The organism is Actinosynnema sp. NPDC002837, assembly GCF_040295345.1.
Taxonomy (GTDB): domain Bacteria; phylum Actinomycetota; class Actinomycetes; order Mycobacteriales; family Pseudonocardiaceae; genus Actinosynnema.
Window position 1 is genome coordinate 1 of sequence record NZ_JBEOVG010000009.1, and the last position, 21195, is coordinate 21195.

Genomic DNA, 21195 nt, shown 5'->3' on the forward strand with positions numbered 1-21195 from the left:
GGCCAAAGCCGGGCAGGCCTGGCGGGAAAAGCGTCCGCCAAGCCTGCCCGGCTTCGACCAGCCTATGGCACCCGAACCCATGTCAAATCGGGCCTAGGTGGGGATGTGCGGGTCCGTTGTGGGCGGGTGGGGATGTTCCAGGGTGCCGGTTACGGGGCTGTTGGGGGGCAAGTGGTCTCAGTGGGTGCGGTGGCCGCGGAGGGAGCGGCTGCCGGCGTATTCGGCTTGTGAGCCCAGCTCCTGCTCGATGCGGATCAGTTGGTTGTACTTGGCGGTGCGGTCGGAGCGGGACAGGGAGCCCGTCTTGATCTGGCCGCAGTTCACCGCCACGGCGAGGTCGGCGATGGTGGAGTCCTCGGTCTCGCCGGAGCGGTGGGACATGACGACCGAGTAGCCGGCGCGGAAGGCCGTGTTGACGGTCAGCAGGGTTTCGGTGAGGGTGCCGATCTGGTTCACCTTGACCAGGATCGAGTTGGTGATGCCGAGGTCGATGCCCTTGCGCAGCAGGTCGACGTTGGTGCAGAAGACGTCGTCCCCGACCAGTTGGCAGCGGTCGCCGAGGGTGTCGGTGATCAGCTTCCAGCCGTCGAAGTCGTCCTGCGCCATGGCGTCCTCGATCGAGACGATCGGGAACTTGTCGACCAGTTCGGCCAGGTAGGCGACGTGCTCCTCGACCGACCGCTTGAGGCCCTCGCCCCGGTAGTCGTACACGCCGTCGGCGTAGAACTCGGAAGCGGCGGGGTCCAGCAGCAGCGCCACGTCCTCGCCGGGGGTGTAGCCGGACTTCTCGATCGCGTCGACCACGAAGGACAGCGCCTCGTCCGCGGAGTTCAGGTTCGGGGCGAAGCCGCCCTCGTCGCCGACGTTGGTGTTGTGGCCGGCGTCGTGCAGGCTCTTGCGCAGGGTGTGGAAGACCTCCGAGCCGACCCGCACGGCCTCCTCGAAGTTCTCCGCGCCGATCGGCGCGATCATGAACTCCTGGAAGTCGATGGCGTTGTCGGCGTGCGCGCCACCGTTGATGATGTTCATCATCGGCATCGGCAGCACGTGGGCGAACACGCCGCCGACGTAGCGGTAGAGCGGCTGGCGGTGCGCCGCGGCGGCGGCCTTGGCCACCGCGAGCGAGACGCCCAGGGTGGCGTTGGCGCCGAGCCTCGCCTTGTTCGCGGTGCCGTCCAGCTCGATCATCGTCTGGTCGATGACGGCCTGCTCCTCGGCGTCCAGACCCTTGACCGCGTCGGCGATCTCGCCGTTCACCGCGGCGACGGCCTTGCGCACGCCCTTGCCGTGGTAGCGGGACCGGTCGCCGTCGCGCAGTTCGACGGCCTCGTTCGTGCCGGTCGACGCGCCCGAGGGCACCGCGGCGCGGCCGAGCGAGCCGTCCGCCAGTTCGACGTCGACCTCGACGGTCGGGTTGCCGCGGCTGTCCAGGACCTGTCGTCCCACGACGCGCACAATCGCGGTCATGTCGCTCCTCAAGGCAGGTGTATCGGTCAAGACACATCCTGCACCGACCCGGCCCCGTCGAGCCACCCCGGCGGGTGGCTAGTTGCCGGAGACGGTCTCGGTGACGACCAGGTGGGGTTCGACCTCGACGCGGTTGCGGCCGTGGCGCTTCGCGCGGTACAGGGCCATGTCGGCGGCGGCGAAGAGCTCGTCCAGCTTGGCCGGGCCGGCGGCGACGCCGATGCTCACGGTGGGGTGGCAGGCGGCGCCCAGCACGACGGTCCAGTCGTGGCCGTCCACGGCGGCGCGGATGCGCTCGGCGACGGTCGGGCCCACTTCGACGGTGCTGCCGTCGGCGTCGCCGAGCAGGACCACGAACTCGTCGCCCGCCCACCGGGCCACGAGGTCGGCGGCGCGGCACTCGCGGCGCAGCAGTTGGGCGATCTCGCGCAGGGTGGCGTCGCCCGCGGCGTGGCCGGCGTCGTCGTTGACGCCTTTGAAGCGGTCGACGTCGACGAGGACGAGCCAGGGCACCCGGCCGCGGGCCGCGGTGCTCTCCAGCAGGCCCGCGGCGGCGCGCTCCAGGCCGAGGCGGTTGGCCAGGCCGGTGAGCGGGTCGCGGGCGGCGGCTTCCTGGGCGGCGACGGCCAGGCGTTGGGCCTGGACGGCGACGCGGCGTTGTTCCAGCGCTTGGCCGAGTCCTTCCTGGAGGGTCTCGGTGGCGGTCCGGCTCGCCGCCACGGAGCAGCGCAGCGCGGTGGCCTCGCCGACGTGGTCGCCCATCTCGGCGCAGATGTCGGCCAGGTCGAGGGAGAACCGCAGGAGCAGGGACGGGTCGTTGATGGACTCCGAGGCGGCGACCGCGCGGCTGGCGAGGGTGCGGGCGCTGACCAGGTCGCCCTGTTCGCGGCGGACCACCGCGAGGACCCAACCGGCCACGGCGGACGCCCACTTGTCACCGGCCTCCTGGGCCTGGCGCAGCGCCTCTTGGGCGTTCTCCTCGGCCTGGCCCAGCTCGCCGACGCCGGCCAGCGAACGGCTGTACGCGGCGAGCAGGGCGCGCCGCATCTGCTTCTCCTCGGCCAGGTCGAGGCCCTCTTTGAGGTAGCCGCGGGCCTCTTCGAAGATCGCGCGGGCCCGTTCGGGCGGTGAGGAGATCGCGCGGAAGTTCAAGGTGCCGCCCAGGCCCTGCAGGCAGTGGCCCAGGACCTCGACGGCGGACGGCGAGCGCTCGGCGGCGCGGCGGGCCACCTGGACGGACAGGCGGAGCATGTCCACCGCGGCACGGCGGTTGCCGATGCCTTCCAGCAGGTAGGCCAGGGCGTGCATCGCCTGGGCGGCGGCCGGGTTGTCGCTGTGCTCGCCCTCGAGGTCGGTCCAGCCCTCGGCGGCCAGCTCCAGCGCGAGCGGGATGCGGCCCAGGCGCCAGGCGAGCTTGGCGCGGTTGACCAGCACGGCGGAGCGCTGCCAGCGGTCGGCGCCCGGTGGCACGCGGCTCACCACCTGGTCGAACAGGGTGTTGGCCTCCGGCAGGCGGCCAGCGTTCAGCAACGCCTTGACCTCGAGGTCGAGTTGCGGAACCTGTCCGGCTACCAGCCGATCTCGCTGCTCCACTCGTGCTGACACTCCATTCCGACTCGGCGATGCGGTACGCGGTGACCGCTCGCCGCCGGCACGGCTACCACAGGCTACCGGCCCGAACGCCGGGTGTACCGCTCCTCGTGGAGCACTGCCTCCAGGGGCAGCCGGTTGCGCCAGCCGTGCCGCTCCAGGTCGGGCGTGTCCGGCAGGCACTCGACGGGGCCCACGCACAGCCAGGCCACCGGGCGCAGGGGCGGCGGGATGTCGAGCATCCGGCGGAGCACGTCCTCGCGGTAGAAGCTGACCCAGCCGACGCCGAGGCCCTCGGCGGTGGCGGCCAGCCACAGGTTCTGGATGGCCAGGCACACCGAGTACAGCCCGGCGTCGGCGATGGCGTGCCTGCCGAGCACGGCGGGCGAGCCGCGGTCGGGGTCGTAGGTGACGACGATCCCGACCGTGGACTCCAGGATGCCCTCGACCTTGATCCGGGAGAACAGCTCGGCCTGCCCGGCGTCCAGTTCGGAGGCGAAGACGCTGCGCTCGGCGTGGACGTGGTCGCGGAACGCGCGGCGGGTGTGCTCGTCGCGCACGACGATGAAGTCCCACGGCTGGGACAGGCCGACGCTGGGCGCGGCGTGCGCCGCGGTGAGCACCCGGCGCAGCACGTCGGGCGGGATCGGGGCGCCGGTGAACTCGCCCCTGGTGTCCCTCCGGCGGTGCAGGACGTCGTAGAAGCTCATTCGGACGATCGTGCCTCACGCGTTCCGGTGAACCTGACCGGGAGAGGGTGGCGTGCGTCTCAGCTCGGCGTTGAATGGCCGGTCATGGTCGGAACGGTGCACGGGTCCGCGCTGGGTTTCGCGGGCGGAGTGGTGGTGACCGCGCTGGCGGGGAGCTGGCCGGTGTTCGCCCTGCTCCTGCTGGTGGTGGTCGTGGTGGTCGTCTCGTGGTGGACGACCGTGCTCGGCGCGGCGCTGACCGCGGTGCAGTGCTGGGGCCTGTACGGGAGCTTCGTCGTCGGCGAGGAGGGGCTCCTGGTGGCGGACTGGCCGGCGTTGGCGGTGCTGGCGGTGGCGGGCACGGTGTCGCTGAGTGGACTGGTGCGCGACCGCTCCGCCATGGTGGATTCCGCGGTCGGTTGACCTTCACCCCGGGTGAAGCCGCACGGTGGTCCCAGCCGGGCCGTCGGGGTCCGGCCGGGGGAGGGGTCGTGCAGCTGCTGACGATCGGCGCGTTCGCGCGCGCCGCCCGCCTGTCGCCGAAGGCGTTGCGCCTCTACGACGAGCTGGGGCTGGTGACGCCGGCCAGGGTGGACCCGAGGTCGGGCTACCGGCTGTACTCGCCGGACCAGCTCGAGCGGGCCCGGCTGGTGGCGTGGTTGCGCCGGCTCGGGATGCCGCTGGCCCGCATCCGAGGGGTGTGCGAGCTGGCGCCGGCGGACGCCGCGGCCGAGGTGCGCGCCTACTGGGCGCGGGTCGAGGCCGACACCGCGGCACGGCGGAGCCTCGCCTCCTTCCTCGTGGAACAGCTCTCCGGGAAGGACACCACCATGACCGTCGCGCTCAGGTACGCGGTGCGGACCGACCGAGGACTGGTGCGGGACTCGAACCAGGACGTCGGCTACGCGGGCGAGCGGCTGCTGGCCGTCGCCGACGGGTTCGGCGCCCGCGGCGAGCCGCTCAGCTCCATGGCCATCGACACGCTCGCCCCGCTGGACACCGCCATCCCCGCGGGCGAGTTGCTCAACACGCTGGCGGACGCCGTGCACCGGGCCGGCGCGGCGGTCGGCGAGTACCTGTCGGCCAACCCCGCCGACGAGTGCAGCGGGACGACGTTGACCGCGCTGGTGCTGTCCGGCTCACGGCTCGGCCTCGTGCACGTCGGCGACGCGCGGGTGTACCTGCTGCGCGGCGGCCGGCTGTTCCGCATCACGCACGACCACACGGTGGTGCAGTCACTGATCGCCGAGGGCCGGCTGACGGAGGAGGAAGCGGTCAGCCACCCGCAGCGGTCGATGCTGCTGCGCGCCCTGCACGGCAAGGCGGTGGAGCCGGACCTGGCGCTGCACGACGCGCTGCCCGGCGACCGGTACCTGCTGTGCTCGGACGGCCTGCACACCGTCGTGCCCGAAGCCGACGTGCGGGACGTGCTGGCGTCGGAGCGCGAGCCGGAGGAGGCGACGCGGCGGCTGGTGGAGCTGACCAACGCCGGTGGCGGGCCGGACAACGTGGTGTGCGTGGTCGCGGACGTCGTGCCGGGCTAGCCGATCGGTCCCTGGGTCTCGCCGTCCGGGGACTCCCGCCACTGGTCGAACGGCCGGTCCAGGCGCCACGCCCGGCCGTCGTGGGTCAGGACCCGGTCCTCGCACGTCTCCAGGTTCGACAGCGACTCGAACAGCTCGATGCTCCACCCGAACAGGCGGCGGCACAGCAGCCGGATGGTGAGGCCGTGCGAGACGACCAGGACCGTGCCGGGGTGCGCCGGGTCCCGCATCCGGGTCTCCAGGTCGGTCAGGAACGCGGCCAGGCGGTCGTCCACGTCCGCGCCGGACTCGCCGTTGGGCAGCCGGAAGAAGAAGTGCCCGAACGCGTGCCGCTGGTGCTTGAGCACCTCCTGCCGCACCGGGTCCTGGAGGTTGCCCCAGTCCTGCTCGCGCAACCTCGGCTCGGCGACCGTGCGCTCCAGCTGGTCGCCGAGGCCGAGGTTGCGCAGGGTGGCCCTGGTCCGCACGTACGGGCTGACGTACCCGGCCGCCTGGTCGCCGCCGAGGAGCTCCTTGATCCGCGGCCCGGCGGCCCTGGCCTGCTGTTCGCCCAGCTCGGTCAACGGGAGGGCGTGGTCGGGTATGCGGCAGTACGCCAGCTCGTCGACGTTGCCCAGGCTCTGTCCGTGGCGCAGCAGGATGATCCGCACCGCTCCATGGTGCCGGTGTTACATTCGCAGGCGAAACCGGACGGAAGGTGTCACATGGTCAAGTACGTCGCCCTGTACCGGAAACCGGCCGACGTCGAGGCGTTCGACGAGGCCTACTTCGCGTCCCACCTGCCGTTGGTCGACCGGACGCCGGGCCTGCTGCGCGCCGAGGTGGCGAAGGTCTCGCGCGTCTTCGCGCCCGGTTTCCTCGGCGAGCACGAGCCGCACGTCGTGGCCGAGATGTACTTCGAGTCCGCCGAGGCCATGAAGGAGGCCTTCCGCTCGCCCGAGTGGCAGGCCGCGGCGCGAACCTGGCCGAGATCGGCGGCGTCGAGCTGGTGGCGATGTTCGCGGCGGAGGTCGTGGACCGGTGATCGCGGTGGTGATCGGCGGCGGCACGATGGGCGCCGGTGTCGCCCACCTGTTCCTGGCCGGCGGGCACGAGGTGGTGCTCGTCGAGGCGGGCGCCGACCGGGCGTCGGCCGCGCGGCGCGCGGTGGAGGCGTCGCTGGCCAAGGCGGCCGACCGGGGCAGGCTGGACGCCGTGCCGCACGAGCTGCTCCAGCGCCTGACCGTGGTCGAACGGCTCGACACGCGGGTCGGGCGTGGTGCCGCGCTCGTGGTCGAGGCCGTGCCGGAGGACCTCGGGCTGAAGCGGCAGGTGCTCGGCGACGCCGCGCGGGCCTGCCCGGACGCGGTGCTGGCGTCGAACACGTCGTCGTTGTCGATCTCGGCGTTGGCCGAGGGCCTGCCGGGCGAGCGGGTGCTGGGGATGCACTTCTTCAACCCCGTGCCCGTGCAGCAGCTGGTCGAGCTCGTGCACCACCCCGGGGTCGCCGCCGACGTGGTGGCGCGGGTCCGCGGGTGGGCCGAGGAGCTGGGCAAGACCGTCATCGAGGTGCGGGACGCGCCGGGGTTCGCCACGTCGCGGCTCGGGGTCGCGGTCGGCATGGAGGCGATCCGGATGCTCGAGGACGGCGTCGCCTCCGCCGAGGACATCGACACCGGCATGCGGCTCGGGTACGGGTGGCCGATGGGGCCGCTGCGGCTGACCGACCTGGTCGGGCTGGACGTCCGGCTGGCCATCGCCGAGCACCTGGCGGCCGAGCTGGGTCCGCGCTTCGAGCCGCCGGCGTTGTTGCGGGAGAAGGTGGCGGCCGGTCAGCTCGGCCGCAAGACCGGCCAGGGGTTCTTCACCTGGTGAGGAGGACGGCGTGCGGATCCGCGAGCTGACCCAGGACGACGTCGGCGAGGCCGACCGGCTGCGCCAGGTGGCGTTCGGCGGCATCGGCGAGCCGTCGTTGCGGCCCGGTCGGCGAGGGCTGCTCGCCGAGGTCGACGGGCACGTCGCCGGCCTGCTCACGATCAAGGACTTCCACCAGTTCTGGGGCGGCACGACGGTGCCGATGGGCGGGGTCGGCGGCGTGGCCGTCGACTCCTGGGCGCGGGGGCGCGGGGTGGCCGGGGCGCTGCTCGACGCGGCGTTGCGGGACCTGCGCGAACGCGGGCAGGTGCTGTCCGCGCTGTACGCGACCGTGCCCGCGGTGTACCGGTCGCGCGGGTGGGAGCGGTCGGGCGTGTTCGAGTGGCTGGAGTTCCCGCTGGACCGGATGCCCGCGGGCGCGCGGGCCGCCACCCGGCCCCTGGTCGAGGGCGACCTCCCGGCGGTGCAGGCGTGCTACCTCGACGTCGCGTCCACCGTGGACGGGCTCGTGGACCGCAGCCCGCCGACCATCGCGGTGGACGACCTGCTCAAGGAGACCGTGGTGTCGGTGGTGCCCGGCCACGACGGCGAGGTGCGCGGGTACCTGGCCGCCGAGCGCGACGCCGACGGGCTGCGGGTGCACGACCTCGTCGCCCGGGACGTGGCGACCCAGCTGGGGCTGTTGCGGGAGCTGGGCGGCTGGGCCGGGGTGCTGGACCGGGCCAGGCTGCTGGTCACCGACCCGGCCGTGACCGGCCTGCTGACGAACCAGGCGATCGAGCACACCGTGACCACGTCCACGTGGCTGCTGCGCGTGGTCGACCTGCCGGCGGCGGTGGCGGCGCGCGGCTGGCCGTCGGCGGCGTGGCTCAAGCCCGCCGCGGTGGACCTCGACGTGGTCGACGAGCACGCGCCGTGGCACGCCGGGCGGTGCCGCCTGGTGGTCGAGGACGGCGCGGTGCGCGTCGAGGCGGGTGGCACCGGCGCCGTGCGGCTGCACGCGCGTGCGCTGGGGCCGTGGTTCAGCGGGATGCAGAACAGCCACGCGCTGCGCCGCGCCGGGCTGCTCGACGGTGACGGCGCGCTGCTCGACCGGGTGGTCGGCGCACCTGGCGTGCCGCGCCTGGCCGACTACTTCTAACCTGACCAGCCGTGCTGCTCGCCGCGCTGGAACTGGTCGGCATCGCCGCGTTCGCCGCCTCCGGGGCGGTCGCGGCGGTGCGGGCCCGGCTGGACGTGTTCGGGGTCATCGTGCTGGCGCTGACCACGGCGTTGGGCGGCGGGATCATCCGGGACGTGCTGCTGGGCGTGCACCCGCCGGCGGCGTTGGTGAGCTGGCCCTACCTGGCGGTGGCCGGGGTCACCGGACTGGTGGTCTTCTGGTTTCACCCGACCGTGGCGAAGCTGTGGCGGGCGGTCCTGCTGCTGGACGCGATCGGGCTCGGCCTGTTCGTCACGGCGGGCACCACGACGGCGCTCGCGCTCGGCGCACCGCCGTACGCGGCGTGCCTGGTCGGGATGACCACCGGCATCGGCGGCGGCGCGCTGCGCGACGTGCTGCTGCGGGAGATCCCGCTGGTCCTGCGCCGGGAGATCTACGCGGTGGCGGCGCTGTGCGGGGCGGTGGTGGTGGCGTTCGGCGACTACCTCGGCCTGCCCGCGGTGCCGGTGACGCTGGTCGGGTCGGCCGTGATCGTGGGCCTGCGGCTGCTGGCGCTGTGGCGTCGCTGGAACGCCCCGGTGGCCCGCGACGGGCCCGGCGCGTGACGGGGCGCGAAAACTTGACGGGTAGCTCACACCGGCTTCTCAGGCGGCTCTCAGGACCAGCGGCAAGACTGACCGCATGCGCATCCTCGTTGTCGACGACGACCGGGCCGTGCGTGAGTCGCTTCGTCGCTCACTGCAGTTCAACGGCTACCAGGTCGACCTTGCCGGCGACGGCCAGCAGGCCCTCGAGTCCGTCGTCTCCCAGCGCCCCGACGCCATGGTGCTGGACGTGATGATGCCCCGACTCGACGGGTTGGAGGTGTGCCGCCGGCTGCGCAGCACCGGCGACGACCTGCCGATCCTCGTGCTCACCGCCCGTGACGCGGTGTCCGACCGGGTGTCCGGGCTCGACGCGGGCGCCGACGACTACCTGCCCAAGCCGTTCGCGCTGGAGGAGCTGCTGGCACGGCTGCGCGCGCTGCTGCGGCGGGCGGCGTCGGACGCCGAGGAGCCCGCGGGCGCGGTGCTGCGGTTCGCGGACCTGGAGCTCGACCCGAGCACCCGGGACGTGCGGCGCGGCGAGCGCCCGATCAGCCTCACCCGGACCGAGTTCGCCCTGCTGGAGCTGTTCCTGGCGCACCCGAAGCAGGTGCTGACCCGCGGCCGGATCCTCGAGGACGTCTGGGGCTACGACTTCCCCACCTCGGGCAACGCGCTGGAGGTCTACGTCGGCTACCTGCGCCGCAAGACCGAGGCGGAGGGCGAGACCAGGCTGCTGCACACGGTGCGCGGTGTCGGCTACGTGCTGCGGGAGACCCCTCCGTGATCGGTGCCGCCAACGGGCGGCTCCAGCGGGTGTCGCTGCGGGCCCGGGTGACCCTGCTGGCCGCGTTCTGCGTGGCCGGGGCCGTCGCCGTCGTGTCGCTCGGCGCGTACATGACGGTGAGCCAGAACCTGCACGACCAGATGGACTCCAACCTGCGGCAGCGCGCCCAGGCCGCGGTGAACGCGCCGAAGGTCAACAACGACGTCACCGAGATCCCCGGCGCCTTCCTGGCCGCGGGCGACATCCGGATCGGCGTGCTGGACGTGACCGGGCAGATCCTGTACCCGAAGGGCACGGTCGCGCCGCCGACCCAGCCCGCGGACCTGGACGTGGCGCGGGGGTCGCGGCTGGAGAACATCTGGACCGACCTGCGCACCGACTTCCGGGTGATCGCGGTGCCGTACGGCGACGGCCAGGCGATGCTGATCGCGCAGTCCACCAAGCCGTTGAACGTCACGCTGGGCAAGCTGTCCGTGGTGCTGTTCGTGATCAGCGGGCTGGGCGTGCTGGTCGCGGCGGCGGCGGGGACGGCGGTGGCGCGGACCGGGCTGCGGCCCGTGCAGCGGTTGACGGAGGCCACCGAGCGGGTGGCGTTGACCGGCGACCTGCGGCCGATCCCGGTGTCGGGTGACGACGAACTGGCGTTGCTGTCGCAGCGGTTCAACGCGATGCTGGGCGCGGTGGCGGAGTCGCAGGAGCGGCAGCGGCGGCTGGTCGCGGACGCGGGGCACGAGCTGCGGACGCCGTTGACGTCCATGCGCACGAACCTGGAGCTGCTGCTGGCCTCGGAGCGGCCGGACGCGCCGACGTTGTCCGACGAGGACAAGGCGGAGATCAACGCCGACGTGCGGGCGCAGCTGGACGAGCTGACCACGTTGATCGGGGACCTGGTGGAGCTGGCGCGTGAGGACGCGCCGCAGGTCGTGCACGAGCCGGTGGACCTGGTCGAGGTGGTGGAGCGCGCGCTGGATCGCGCGAAGCGCCGTGCGACGGACGTGGACTTCGTGGTGGAAGTGCAGCCGTGGTCGCTGCTGGGTGACTCCAGCGCGCTGGAACGTGCCGTCCTCAACCTCCTGGACAACGCGGTGAAGTTCAGCCCGGCGCGCGGTGTGGTCCGCTTGTCCCTCAAGCAGCTGGGCGACGGCAGCGCGGTGGTCGAGGTGGCCGACTCCGGTCCGGGCATCGCCGACGCCGACCTGCCGCACGTCTTCGAACGCTTCTACCGCTCGTCCGAGGCCCGCACCCTGCCCGGCTCGGGCCTCGGCCTGGCCATCGTGAAGCAGGTGGCCGAACGCCACGGCGGCCTCGCGTACGTCGGCCGCGCCCCGGAGGGCGGCGCGATGTTCACCATCCGCCTCCCCGGCCGCCCAGAGCCTGTCGTGCCGCAGTCGGTCGCGGGGTTCTGAGGGGCAGGTCCGGGTTCGGCGGACCTGCCCGGCGCGGTCAGGACAGGGCGGCGAAGACCATCGGGCGGGTCGACGCGGGCCGGTACTGCGTCGTGACGTTCTCGTTCGGGCCCCACCAGTGGCCGGTGGGCACGTCGTCGGACCCGGTGCTGATGAAGATCCAGCCGCGGCCGACGCCGGTGTACTCGGTGGCGCCGACCCGGCGCGTGTCCGGGAACAGGTGGACCGGCGACCCGGCCCACGTGCTGGGCACGCCGTGCGGCTCCTTGGTGCTGTCGATCACCGGCACGGCGTACTCGCGGGTCGAGGTGTCGCCGTCGCGGTTGTAGAGCTGCGGCGCGCCGGCGACCACCATCACGTGACCGGTCGCGTCACCGGTGCCGCCCGCGGCGTCGAGGTACTCGACCGCGATGACGTCGCCCTGCGCCAGGCTCGGCACCGTCGTCTTGACCGTGAAGTGGTCGGCGCCGGCCCGCAACCCGTCGTGGTACTGCGCGGAGGTGGGGCTGGTGCTGCCGAACTCGGTGGTCAGGTAGCTGTCGGTGGCCCACGCGAACGCGTGCCGCAGGGCCAGGGTGAGCAGGGGCGCGCACTTGGTCTTGCTCTCGTACGTCGTGGGGCCGCCCGGCGTGCCCCACACGGCGGTCGACGCGCCGTCCGGGTGCCCCAGCTCGCCGGGGTAGTGGTTGTAGGTGTCCTGGTCGGGCCAGGGCTGGGAGTTCAGCTCGGCGGCCAGCTCGTCCACCTCGGCGTAGAGCGTGGCCGAGGTGGCCTGCGCGGGCGGTGCCGCCGCGAAGCCGACGGCTGTCGCGGCGGCGCAGGCGACCAGGATCCGACGGGCGAGCATCGGGACGTCCTCTCGACGGGGGTGGTGGGTTCCTCGGACAGGGATCACCGCCGGGGGACCTGGATACCGCCGCGGTCGCGGACCACCCCAACGGCCTAGCCCTTGGTGGAGCCCAGGGTCAGGCCGCCGATGAACTGGCGTTGCAGGGTGAAGAAGACGACCAGGGTCGGCAGGGCGACGAGGAGGGAGCCGGCGGCGACCAGGTTGTTGTCCACGAAGAACGTGCCCTTCAGGTTCTGCAACGCCGACGTGATCGGCATCTTGTCCCCGGTCTGGATCAGGACGAGCGCCCACAGGAAGTCGTTGTAGATCCACGTGAACTCCAGCGTCGCCAGAGCCGCCAGGGCGGGACGGCACAACGGCAGGATCACCTGCCAGTACTGCCGGAACACACCCGCGCCGTCGACGCGCGCGGCCTCACCGAGCTCGTGCGGGATGGTCTTCATGTAGTTGCTCAGCACGAACACGCAGAACCCCGACTGGAACGCCACGTGGATCAGCACCAGCCCAAGCTGCGAGTCCAGCAGCAACCCGCTGTCGCTCAACCACGACGGCAACGGCGTCAGCAGGTACAGCCGGTACAACGGCGTCACGATCACCTGCTGCGGCAACAGGTTCCCCGCCGTGAACAGCACCAGCAGCACCAGGTTGAACCTGAAGCTGTACCGCGACACCCCGTAGGCCACCATCGAGCTGAGCAGCAGCACGAGCACCACCGCCGGCAACGTCACGATCAACGTGTTCAGGTAGTAGTGCGGCAGGTCCGCCTGCGTCCACGCCGACGCGAAGTTGTCGAGCGTCAGGCTCTCCGCGATCGAGAAGTACCCGTTGCGCGCCGTGTCGTCGTACGTCCGCAGCGACGCGTACAACGCCCACAGCAGCGGGGCGAGCGTGGCCAGGCACGTCAGGACCAGGAACACGTGCAGGGCGATGCGCGCCGGTCGGAAAGCGAACGTCACGTCCGGTCCTCCTCGCGGAACACCTGGAACAGGTAGGTGATGATGAACCCGAGCGAGATCAGCAGCAGGACCACGGCCAGCGCCGAACCCCACCCGATCCGGCTCGACTCGCCGATGATGTTGTCCGTCACCAGCACGGACAGCAGCTCCAGCCCGTTGCGCCCCTTGTTGATCACGTACACGATGTCGAACGCCCGCAGGCCCTCGATCACGGTGACCACGAGCACGACCACGTTCACCGGCTTGAGCACCGGGAACGTCACCCGGAAGAACGTCTGCCACGCGTTCGCGCCGTCCAGCGCCGCGGCCTCCTTCAACGCCGGGTCGACCGACTTCAGCCCGGCCAGGTACAGCAGCATGATGTAGCCGGTGTGCCGCCACCCGGCCGCCACCAGCACCGCGTACAGGTTGATGTCCGGATCGCCGAGCCAGTTCACCGGGTCCGACGCGGCGGTGCCGAGCACGTTGTTCAGCAACCCCTGCTCGGGCTGGTAGATCAGCTGCCAGATGAACCCGACCAACGCCAGCGAGAGCACCATCGGCAGGTACAGCGCGCTCTGGTAGATCCGCCCGAACCGCAGTTGGCGGTCCAGCAGCACGGCCAGCAGCAGCCCGGCCACGGTCGGCACGACCAGCAGGAACAGCAGCCAGATCAGGTTGTGCTGGAGCGCGGGCCAGAACCGGGGGTACCGGGTGAAGATGTCGACGTAGTTCTGGAAGCCGACCCACTCGATGTCGGCGAACCCGCCGATCCCGTCCCACGAGCTGAACGACAACCCGACCGAGCCGAGCGTGGGCACCCACACCAGCGCGACGTGCGCCAGCGACGGGATGCCGAGCATCAGCCCGAGCACGAGCTTGTCGCGCGGGGCCAACGCGGTGGCGCGGCGACGCCTGCCGCGCCGGGACGTCGGGGAGGGGGCCGACGTCCCGGCGGGCTCCGGTGGGGACTGCAGGGCGGTCACGGCGTCACCCGGTGAAGATCGTCTTGGCCTGGTCGGCCATGCCCTTGAGGATCGAGTCGAGGTCGTCGGGGTTCTGGATGAACGCGTTGAGCCCGTTGGTCGCCGCGTCGCTGGCGAAGCGCGGGTCGGTGTCCCGGTCGAGGAACTGCGTGATGTGCGCGGCTTCCTTGATCACCTGCGCCGACTTCTTCTGCAACGCGTTGTAGCCGGTCGTCTCGGCCTTGTTCGACGCGGCGACCTGGCTCGGGTCGGCCTTGACGTAGGCGAGCTGCGCGGCGGGCGTGGACAGGTACTCCAGCAGCTTGCGCGCGCCCTCGGGGTTGGCGGGCTTGCGGGACATCATGAAGCCGTCGATCGGCGCCTCCACGGTGTCCTGGCCGTGCTCGGGGTTGATCTCCGGGTAGGGGAAGAAGTCCAGGTCGTCCACCTCGGCGCCCTTGAACTGCTGCGCCACGAACGAGCCGAGCAGGTACATGCCCGCCTTGCCCTGCTGCAACGCCTGCGCGGCCTCCTGCCACTCCCGGCCCAGGGCGTTCTCCTGGTGGAACGGCAGCAGCCGCTTCCAGGTGTCGAACACCTCCCGCACCTTCGGCCCCTGCCAGTCCTCCTTGCCCGCCATGAGGTCGACGTGGAACTGGTAGCCGTTGAGCCGGAAGTTCAGCTGGTCGAACGTGCCCATGCCGGGCCAGCCCTGCTTCTGCGCGAACGCGATCGGCACCAGCCCGTCCGCCTGCATCCTCGTGGACAGCGCGACGAGCTCGTCCAGCGTCTTCGGCTGCTCGTACCCGCGCTGCTGCCAGACGCTCTTGCGGTAGAACACGCCCCACGGGTACTGCACGAACGGGATCAGGTACTGCTTGCCGTCCGAGGCCGTGGACGCCTCCTTCAACGCGGGCTCGTACCCGGCGGAGACCTTCGACCACACCTCGCTCAGGTCGCCGGTCAGGCCCTTCTCGGCGAAGAACCGCATCCGGTAGCCCGCGAACCACGCCAGCACGTCGTCCGGCTTGCCCTGCAGGTAGTTGTTGATCTGCTCCTGGTACTGCTCGTGCTGCTTGGTGTTGATCGCGACCTTGAGGCCCGACTCGCCCTCGAACGCCTTGAGCACGGCGGTGATCGCGTCCTTCGGCACCTGGTCGGACTGGTTGTTGCCGAACGACACGGTGTCGGTGGCGGCGGCCCCGCCGTCGGAGCCGCACGCGGCCAGGCCGGGCACGGCCGCGACGCCCGCGCCCGCGACGATCGCCCTCAACAGCGCGCGGCGGCCCAGCAGGGGGTGGGTGCTGGCGGAGAACCTCGTCATCGTCGCTCCTCCGGGTGACACTCAGCGGAAGCCAAGTGAACAAAGAGTCAACAAGAGGCCTCACAATGTGGGCTGCGCCACACGGAATGTCAAGCTATCCGACGGTTCTTGTTGGACTGTGTTGACGTTTTCGCCGCAAATCGACCACTCTTGTGCCATGACGACTTGGCCCACCCGCGTGCGAGGCCTGGCCTGGGGCGCCGACTACAACCCCGAGCAGTGGCCGGAGGACGTCTGGGACGACGACGTCGAGCTGATGCGCCGGGCCGGGGTCAACCTGGTGAGCGTGGCGATCTTCTCCTGGGCGCTGCTGGAAGTGGAAGAGGGCCGCTACGAGTTCGGCTGGTTGGACCGCGTGCTCGACCGTTTGCACGCGGGCGGCATCCGGGTCGACCTGGCCACCGCGACCGCCGCGCCGCCGCCGTGGCTGACCACCGCGCACCCCGAGATGCTGCCGGAGACCGCCGAGGGCGTCCGGCTCGTGCACGGCTCGCGCCAGTCCTACTGCCCGAGCTCGCCGGTCTACCGGACCAAGGCCGTGGCGCTGGCCCGCGCGCTGGCCGAGCGCTACCGCGACCACCCGGCGCTGTCCGCGTGGCACGTCAACAACGAGTACGGCTGCCACGTCCCGCGCTGCTACTGCGACCGGTGCGCGGTGGCGTTCCGCGCCTGGCTGCGCGCCCGCCACGGGACGCTCGACGTGCTGAACGAGGCGTGGGGCACGGCGTTCTGGAGCCAGCGCTACACGTCGTGGGACCAGGTCCTGCCGCCGCGGGCCACGCCGGCGCTGCACAACCCCGGCCAGCTGCTCGACTTCGACCGGTTCTCCTCCGACGCGCTGCTCGAGCTGTACAAGGCCGAGCGGGACGTGCTGCGCGAGGTCACCCCGGACGTGCCGGTGACCACGAACTTCATGGCCGCCGCGTTCTCCGGGCTCGACTACTGGAAGTGGGCCGCCGAGGTCGACTTCGTCTCCAACGACCACTACACGTTCGGCGAGGACCCCGACCGGCACGTCCACCTGGCGTACTCCGCCGACCTGGTGCGCGGCCTCGCGGGCGGGCGGCCCTGGCTGCTGATGGAGCACTCCACGTCGGCGGTGAACTGGCAGCCGCGCAACATCGCCAAGCTGCCCGGCGAGCTGCGCCGCAACTCCTACGCGCACCTGGCCCGCGGCGCGGACGGCACGCTGTTCTTCCAGTGGCGGCAGTCGCGGGCGGGCGCGGAGCGCTACCACTCGGCGATGGTGCCGCACGCGGGGCCGGACACGAAGGTGTTCCGCGAGGTCGAGCAGGTCGGGGCCGAGTACCAGCGGATCGCCGAGGTCGTCGGCTCCACGGTGGACGCGCCGGTCGCCGTCGTCTTCGACTGGGAGTCGTGGTGGGCGCTCGGCCAGTCCGCCCACCCGACGGAGGACTTCGCCTACCCCGAGCACGTCCTCGCGTACTACCGGGCGCTGTGGCGGGCGGGGGTGACGGTCGACTTCGTGCCGCCGGGCGCGGACCTGTCCTCCTACCGGCTGGTCGTGCTGCCGGCGCTGTACGCGGTGGACGACGCGACGCCGTACGAGGAGTACGTCGCGGCGGGCGGGCACGTGCTGGTCACGTACCTGTCCGGCGTCACGGACACGCGCGGCCACGTGCACCTGGGCGGCTACCCCGGCGCGTTCCGCGAGCTGCTCGGCGTGCGGACCGAGGAGTTCCACCCGCTGCGCGCGGGGCAGACCGCTTCGCTGGACGACGGCTCGTCGGCCGCCGTCTGGACCGAGCACCTGCACGCCCGCGGCGCGGAGGTGATCGCCTCCTACGCCGACGGCCCGCTGCCCGGCGTGCCCGCCGTGACCCGCAACGAGCGCGGCGGGGGCGTCGCCTGGTACGTGGCGTGCGGCCTGGTCGGCGACGGGCTGGAGCGGCTGGTGCGGACCGCGCTCGATCAGGCGGGCGTCCCGTCCGGGCCGGGCGGTGACGTCGAGGTGGTGCGTCGGCGCGGTGAGGTGGCCGGCTCCGCCGTATCGTGGCTGGTCGCGGTCAACCACTCCGACGGCGACGCCGAGCTGCCCGCGGTGGGTGTCGAGCTGCTGTCCGGCGCGCGTGCGTCCGGCAGCGTGGTCGTGCCCGCCGGCGGCGTGGTCGTGGTCCGGGAAGAAGAGGTGTGAGGTGCTGGCACGCCAGCGACAAGCGGTGATCCTGGAAGAGGTCCGCCGCACCGGCGCGGTGCGGGTGAGCGACCTGGTCGTCCGGCTGGGCGTCTCGGACATGACCGTGCGCCGCGACCTGGACGTGCTGGCCGCCCGCGGCCTGGTGGAGAAGGTGTACGGCGGCGCCACGTCCGTGGTCGGCCGCAGCACCGACGAGCCCGGTTTCGAGGCCAAGTCGGTGCGCCAGCTGCCGGAGAAGGAGGCCATCGCCGCGTTCGCTGCGGGCCTCGTGCGCCCCGGCACGGCGATCGGCCTGTCGGCGGGCACCACGACGTGGACGCTGGCGCGGTTCCTGGACGACATCCCGGACCTGACCGTGGTGACGAACTCGATCCGGATCGCCGACGTGCTGCAGCAGAGCGGGCGCACCGACCGCACGGTGGTGCTCACCGGCGGGGTGCGCACGCCGTCGGACGCGCTGGTCGGGCCGGTGGCCGTGCAGGCGCTGCGGTCGCTGCACCTGGACGTGGTGTTCCTCGGCGTGCACGGCATGGCCGAGCGCTCCGGCTTCACCACGCCCAACCTGAACGAGAGCGAGACCGACCGCGCGCTGGTCGACGCGGCCGGGCGGGTCGTCGTGGTCGCCGACCACACCAAGTGGGGCACCGTCGGCATCTCCACCATCGCCGCGCTGGACGAGGCGGACGTGCTGGTGACCGACGAGGGATTGGCCGAGCCGGCGCGGACGGTGCTCGGCGATCAGGTCGGCGAACTGGTCCTGGCGCACGTGCCGGGCCGCGGAGAGGAACTGGCGTGAGGCGCACGGCGGGGAAGCTTGCCGATGGTCGCGAGATCATCTACTTCGACGACACCCCGGACGCGCCGCCGCGCGACGCGGTCGACACCCGCGACCTGCCGCGCGCGCAGCCGCTGTCGGAGGTGCGGCGCGACCCGTTGACCGGCGAGTGGGTGGCGATGGCCGCGCACCGGCAGACCCGCACGTACAAGCCGCCGGCCGACCTGTGCCCGCTGTGCCCGTCGACGCCCGGCAAGCCGACCGAGGTGCCCGAGTCGTCCTACGACGTGGTGGTGTTCGAGAACCGGTTCCCGTCGTTCGCGCAGGGCGTGCCGGAGCTGCCGTCCACTGTGGACGGGATGCCGATGGTGGCGCGGGCGGCCGGGCGCGGCCGGTGCGAGGTCATGTGCTTCACGTCCGACCACGACACGTCGTTCGGCTCGCTGCCCGCCTCGCGGGTGCGCACGGTGGTGGACGCGTGGGCGGACCGCACGGCGGCGTTGAACGCGACCCCGGGCGTCGAGCAGGTCTTCCCGTTCGAGAACCGGGGCGAAGAGATCGGCGTGACGCTGTCGCACCCGCACGGCCAGATCTACGGCTACCCCTTCGTGACCCCGAAGACGGAACGGATGCTCGCCGTCGCGGCGGACTACCAGGCGTCACACGGTCGTCCACTGATGGGTGACATCCTGGCGGCTGAACGTGCGGCCGGGACCCGGGTTATCGCCGAAAGTGAGCACTGGACGGCGTTCGTGCCCGCCGCGGCCCGGTGGCCGGTCGAGGTGCACCTGGTCCCGCACCGCCAAGCGCCGGACCTGCCCGCGCTGACGGACGCCGAGCGGGACGACTTCGCGGGGCTCTACCTGACCGTGCTGCACCGCCTGGACGCCCTCTACGACCGCCCGCTGCCCTACATCGCGGCGTGGCACCAGGCGCCCGTGCGCACCGGCCGTGACCTGGCCTGGCTGCACCTGGAGGTGTTCTCGGTGCTGCGTGCGGCGGACAAGCTGAAGTACCTGGCCGGCTCCGAGTCGGGCATGGGCGTGTGGGTGAACGACGCCACGCCGGAGCAGATCGCCGAGAGGCTGCGCGGCTGAACCACGGCCCGGAAACCCGCACCGACTCACAAGGGATGCCCAGTTTCGTTTAAGGCTGCTCTCAGGCGGGCACCGCAGAGTGGTGGACATGACCGAAGACGAGCAGCCGAAGCAGCCACCGCAGTCTCAGCCGGCTCAGCCGCGGAGCCCGTGGGCGCGCGGGGGCGCCGGGCTCGGTCATGAGGACGCCGGCTCCCAGCAGCAGGGTGCTGGTCGGCCGGACAGCGACGACACCGGTGCCGTGCAGGGCGGCACCGGTGCGTCGTCGGAGTCCACCGGCGCGGGAGGTGCCTGGCAGGGAGCCTCGGCGCGGCCGGAGGACGTGACCGACGGGCCGGCGGTAGGGGCCGACCCGTCGGCGGCGGGGTCGGCCGGTGTTCCGCGGGGGAACACCGGCCACCCGGCCGACCTGTACCCGGACAGCGTGACGACGACCGCTGCCGCCTCGAACCCCGGCTCGCCGGCCGCTCCGCACGCGAGCGCCGCCGAGCCCGTGCCCGGGTCGCCGGACGCGTGGTCGCGTCCCGGTCGCCCGGATGACTTCGGCTCGCCGGCCGCCTCGCAGGGTGCCGCCGGCCAGTCGGGAACCGGTCAGGCCGGCGCTGTGCAGGGCGGCGCCGGCCCGACCGGAGCAGGTGTGGTCGGTGCTGTGCAGGGCGGCGCCGGCCATCCCGGAACCGGTGGTCCCGGCGCCGTGCAGGGCGGCGCCGGGCTGCCGGGATCCGGGCCGGATGCCTGGCACGCGGGCTTCCACCGCCCGGAGCACGCGGGTCCGCACGGCGCTCCGCAGACCGGCGCCCCGGAACACCCGGGCTCGCCGGCCCACTCCCCTTCGGGGTCGGCGCAGCCCGGCGTGTCGGGCCCCTACTACGCGCCGCCCGGGTCGGTCGGCGCCGCACCGCGCCCGCCGCGGGGCCGCGGCAAGGTCGTGGCGGGCGTCGCCGCGCTCGTGCTCGCCGTCGGCGGCGTCGCGGGCGGCGTCGGCGGGTACGTCGGCTTCCAGGCCGCCGAGCAGTCCAGGCCCGTGACCAATGCGCTCAACCAGGCCCCGCCCGCCCAGCAGAGCACCGACGCCCCGGACGGCTCGATCGAGCAGGTGGCGCAGAAGGTGCTGCCGACCGTGGTGCAGGTGCAGGTCAACGGCGGCGCCGGGTCCGGCTTCACGCTCAGCTCCGACGGCTTGGTGCTGACCAACAACCACGTGGTCGAGAGCGCCGCGAACGGCGGGCCCATCGCGGTCCAGCTCCAGGACGGCCGCTCGTTCGACGCGAAGATCGTCGGCCGCGACCCGACGTCCGACCTGGCCGTGCTGAAGATGGAGGACGTCTCCGGCCTGCCCACGGCCGAGCTCGGCAACTCCGGCGACCTGCGGATCGGCCAGGACGTCGTGGCCGTCGGCTCGCCGTTCGACCTCAACGGCACGGTCACCTCCGGCATCGTCAGCTCGCTGAACCGCCCGGTGCGCGCCGGCGGCCAGCAGGGCGGTGTGGACACCGTGCTCAACGCCATCCAGACCGACGCCGCGATCAACCCCGGCAACTCGGGCGGCCCGCTGGTGAACATGCGCGGCCAGGTCGTCGGCATCAACTCGGCCATCTACAGCCCGAACTCCAGCCAGTCCGCGCAGGGCGGCTCGGTCGGCATCGGCTTCGCCATCCCGATCGACCAGGCCCGCCGCACGGCCAAGGAGCTGTCGGAGACCGGCAAGGCCACCCAGACCGTGCTCGGCGTCCAGGTGGGCGACTCGCCGCGGGGCGGCGCGGTGGTCCGCGACGTGACCGCCGGCGGCGCGGCCGAGGCGGCGGGCATCAAGTCCGGCGACGTGATCACCAAGTTCGGCGACCGGCCCATCGAGGCCTCCGACTCCCTGGTCGCGGCCGTCCGGTCCCGCGCGCCGGGCGAGAAGGTGCAGCTCACCATCGGCGAGGACCGCACCGTCGAGGTCACGCTCGGCAGCCAGCCCGTCGAGGTCCGCTAGCACCCGCGAGCCACCGGCTCCCGTGCCCCG

Annotated in this window: 19 protein-coding genes and 1 pseudogene; 12 read left to right on the top strand and 8 right to left on the bottom strand. The window is 72.5% G+C overall.

Going from position 1 to position 21195, the window contains the following annotated elements:
* Positions 1-177: 177 nt before the first annotated feature.
* The 3 genes from eno to bluB form a co-directional block, all read right to left on the bottom strand.
* Positions 178-1467 carry a phosphopyruvate hydratase gene (gene eno / locus ABTZ99_RS08955; RefSeq protein WP_498781266.1) on the bottom strand — a complete coding sequence of 430 codons (1290 nt, stop codon included), beginning with the start codon at positions 1465-1467 and terminating at the stop codon, positions 178-180.
* Positions 1468-1545: 78 nt separating this feature from the next.
* A complete protein-coding gene (locus tag ABTZ99_RS08960) occupies positions 1546-3060 on the bottom strand; it encodes a GGDEF domain-containing protein (RefSeq protein WP_498781268.1) in 1515 nt (504 codons plus the stop codon).
* Positions 3061-3134: 74 nt separating this feature from the next.
* Entirely contained in the window at positions 3135-3767 is a 633-nt protein-coding gene (bluB, locus tag ABTZ99_RS08965; protein WP_498781269.1) for a 5,6-dimethylbenzimidazole synthase, read from the bottom strand.
* Positions 3768-3851: 84 nt separating this feature from the next.
* Here bluB and ABTZ99_RS08970 point away from each other — a divergent pair, with 84 nt between their 5' ends.
* Together ABTZ99_RS08970 and ABTZ99_RS08975 are read left to right on the top strand one after the other, a co-directional pair.
* A complete protein-coding gene (locus tag ABTZ99_RS08970; RefSeq protein WP_498781271.1) occupies positions 3852-4169 on the top strand; it encodes a hypothetical protein in 318 nt (105 codons plus the stop codon).
* Positions 4170-4237: 68 nt separating this feature from the next.
* Positions 4238-5290 (top strand): MerR family transcriptional regulator, encoded by a 1053-nt coding sequence (locus tag ABTZ99_RS08975; protein WP_499609715.1) that lies wholly within the window; start codon positions 4238-4240, stop codon positions 5288-5290.
* On the opposite strand, the gene ABTZ99_RS08980 is transcribed toward ABTZ99_RS08975, so the two are convergent.
* Complete coding sequence (locus tag ABTZ99_RS08980) at positions 5287-5940, bottom strand: histidine phosphatase family protein (protein WP_499609718.1); 654 nt, start codon at positions 5938-5940, stop codon at positions 5287-5289. The two genes, ABTZ99_RS08975 and ABTZ99_RS08980, sit on opposite strands and share 4 nt — an antisense overlap.
* A 54-nt stretch (positions 5941-5994) precedes the next feature.
* Here ABTZ99_RS08980 and ABTZ99_RS08985 point away from each other — a divergent pair.
* The 6 genes and pseudogenes from ABTZ99_RS08985 to ABTZ99_RS09010 all read left to right on the top strand — a co-directional run.
* Positions 5995-6186, top strand: a pseudogene (locus ABTZ99_RS08985) (EthD family reductase); the annotation flags it as partial.
* Positions 6187-6310: 124 nt separating this feature from the next.
* Positions 6311-7144: a 3-hydroxyacyl-CoA dehydrogenase family protein gene (locus ABTZ99_RS08990; RefSeq protein ID WP_498781277.1), complete on the top strand. Its 834-nt coding sequence runs from the start codon at positions 6311-6313 to the stop codon at positions 7142-7144.
* A gap of 10 nt (positions 7145-7154) precedes the next feature.
* The gene (locus tag ABTZ99_RS08995; protein WP_499609721.1) at positions 7155-8285 is read left to right on the top strand and encodes a GNAT family N-acetyltransferase; all 1131 of its coding nucleotides are present in this window, start codon (positions 7155-7157) and stop codon (positions 8283-8285) included.
* 11 nt (positions 8286-8296) lie between these two features.
* The gene (locus ABTZ99_RS09000) at positions 8297-8911 is read left to right on the top strand and encodes a trimeric intracellular cation channel family protein (protein ID WP_499609724.1); all 615 of its coding nucleotides are present in this window, start codon (positions 8297-8299) and stop codon (positions 8909-8911) included.
* 76 nt (positions 8912-8987) lie between these two features.
* Complete coding sequence (locus ABTZ99_RS09005) at positions 8988-9677, top strand: response regulator transcription factor (RefSeq protein WP_230572782.1); 690 nt, start codon at positions 8988-8990, stop codon at positions 9675-9677.
* Entirely contained in the window at positions 9674-11083 is a 1410-nt protein-coding gene (locus ABTZ99_RS09010; protein ID WP_499609727.1) for a sensor histidine kinase, read from the top strand. The genes ABTZ99_RS09005 and ABTZ99_RS09010 overlap by 4 nt, the downstream gene beginning before the upstream one ends.
* Positions 11084-11120: 37 nt before the next feature.
* Here ABTZ99_RS09010 and ABTZ99_RS09015 read toward each other — a convergent pair whose 3' ends face one another.
* From ABTZ99_RS09015 to ABTZ99_RS09030, 4 genes are all read right to left on the bottom strand, one after another.
* Positions 11121-11930, bottom strand: coding sequence for a hypothetical protein (locus tag ABTZ99_RS09015; protein WP_499609730.1), 810 nt, complete (start codon positions 11928-11930; stop codon positions 11121-11123).
* Between the two features lie 95 nt (positions 11931-12025).
* Positions 12026-12889, bottom strand: coding sequence for a carbohydrate ABC transporter permease (locus ABTZ99_RS09020; protein ID WP_498781285.1), 864 nt, complete (start codon positions 12887-12889; stop codon positions 12026-12028).
* Positions 12886-13854: a carbohydrate ABC transporter permease gene (locus ABTZ99_RS09025; protein WP_498781287.1), complete on the bottom strand. Its 969-nt coding sequence runs from the start codon at positions 13852-13854 to the stop codon at positions 12886-12888. The genes ABTZ99_RS09020 and ABTZ99_RS09025 overlap by 4 nt, the downstream gene beginning before the upstream one ends.
* A 4-nt stretch (positions 13855-13858) precedes the next feature.
* Positions 13859-15157, bottom strand: a complete 1299-nt coding sequence (locus ABTZ99_RS09030; RefSeq protein WP_499609733.1) for an ABC transporter substrate-binding protein — start codon at positions 15155-15157, stop codon at positions 13859-13861.
* 157 nt (positions 15158-15314) lie between these two features.
* Between ABTZ99_RS09030 and ABTZ99_RS09035 the strand changes: the two genes are divergently transcribed.
* The 4 genes from ABTZ99_RS09035 (at position 15315) to ABTZ99_RS09050 (ending at position 21165) form a co-directional block, all read left to right on the top strand.
* Complete coding sequence (locus ABTZ99_RS09035) at positions 15315-17312, top strand: beta-galactosidase (RefSeq protein ID WP_499609736.1); 1998 nt, start codon at positions 15315-15317, stop codon at positions 17310-17312.
* A 1-nt stretch (position 17313) separates the two neighbouring features.
* Entirely contained in the window at positions 17314-18111 is a 798-nt protein-coding gene (locus ABTZ99_RS09040; RefSeq protein WP_498781291.1) for a DeoR/GlpR family DNA-binding transcription regulator, read from the top strand.
* On the top strand, positions 18108-19187 hold the full coding sequence (gene galT, locus ABTZ99_RS09045; protein ID WP_499609739.1) for a galactose-1-phosphate uridylyltransferase: 1080 nt from the start codon (positions 18108-18110) through the stop codon (positions 19185-19187). The genes ABTZ99_RS09040 and galT overlap by 4 nt, the downstream gene beginning before the upstream one ends.
* A gap of 88 nt (positions 19188-19275) precedes the next feature.
* Positions 19276-21165 carry a S1C family serine protease gene (locus ABTZ99_RS09050; RefSeq protein WP_499609741.1) on the top strand — a complete coding sequence of 630 codons (1890 nt, stop codon included), beginning with the start codon at positions 19276-19278 and terminating at the stop codon, positions 21163-21165.
* Positions 21166-21195 lie beyond the last annotated feature (30 nt).

Bases quoted from the DNA above. Each gene is read 5' to 3' on its own strand.
- eno (WP_498781266.1), bottom strand. From the start codon at position 1,467: ATGACCGCGATTGTGCGCGTCGTGGGACGACAGGTCCTGGACAGCCGC.
- bluB (WP_498781269.1), bottom strand. From the start codon at position 3,767: ATGAGCTTCTACGACGTCCTGCACCGCCGGAGGGACACCAGGGGCGAG.
- ABTZ99_RS08970 (WP_498781271.1), top strand. From the start codon at position 3,852: ATGGTCGGAACGGTGCACGGGTCCGCGCTGGGTTTCGCGGGCGGAGTG.
- ABTZ99_RS09005 (WP_230572782.1), top strand. From the start codon at position 8,988: ATGCGCATCCTCGTTGTCGACGACGACCGGGCCGTGCGTGAGTCGCTT.
- ABTZ99_RS09015 (WP_499609730.1), bottom strand. From the start codon at position 11,930: ATGCTCGCCCGTCGGATCCTGGTCGCCTGCGCCGCCGCGACAGCCGTC.
- ABTZ99_RS09030 (WP_499609733.1), bottom strand. From the start codon at position 15,157: ATGACGAGGTTCTCCGCCAGCACCCACCCCCTGCTGGGCCGCCGCGCG.
- ABTZ99_RS09035 (WP_499609736.1), top strand. From the start codon at position 15,315: ATGACGACTTGGCCCACCCGCGTGCGAGGCCTGGCCTGGGGCGCCGAC.
- ABTZ99_RS09050 (WP_499609741.1), top strand. From the start codon at position 19,276: ATGACCGAAGACGAGCAGCCGAAGCAGCCACCGCAGTCTCAGCCGGCT.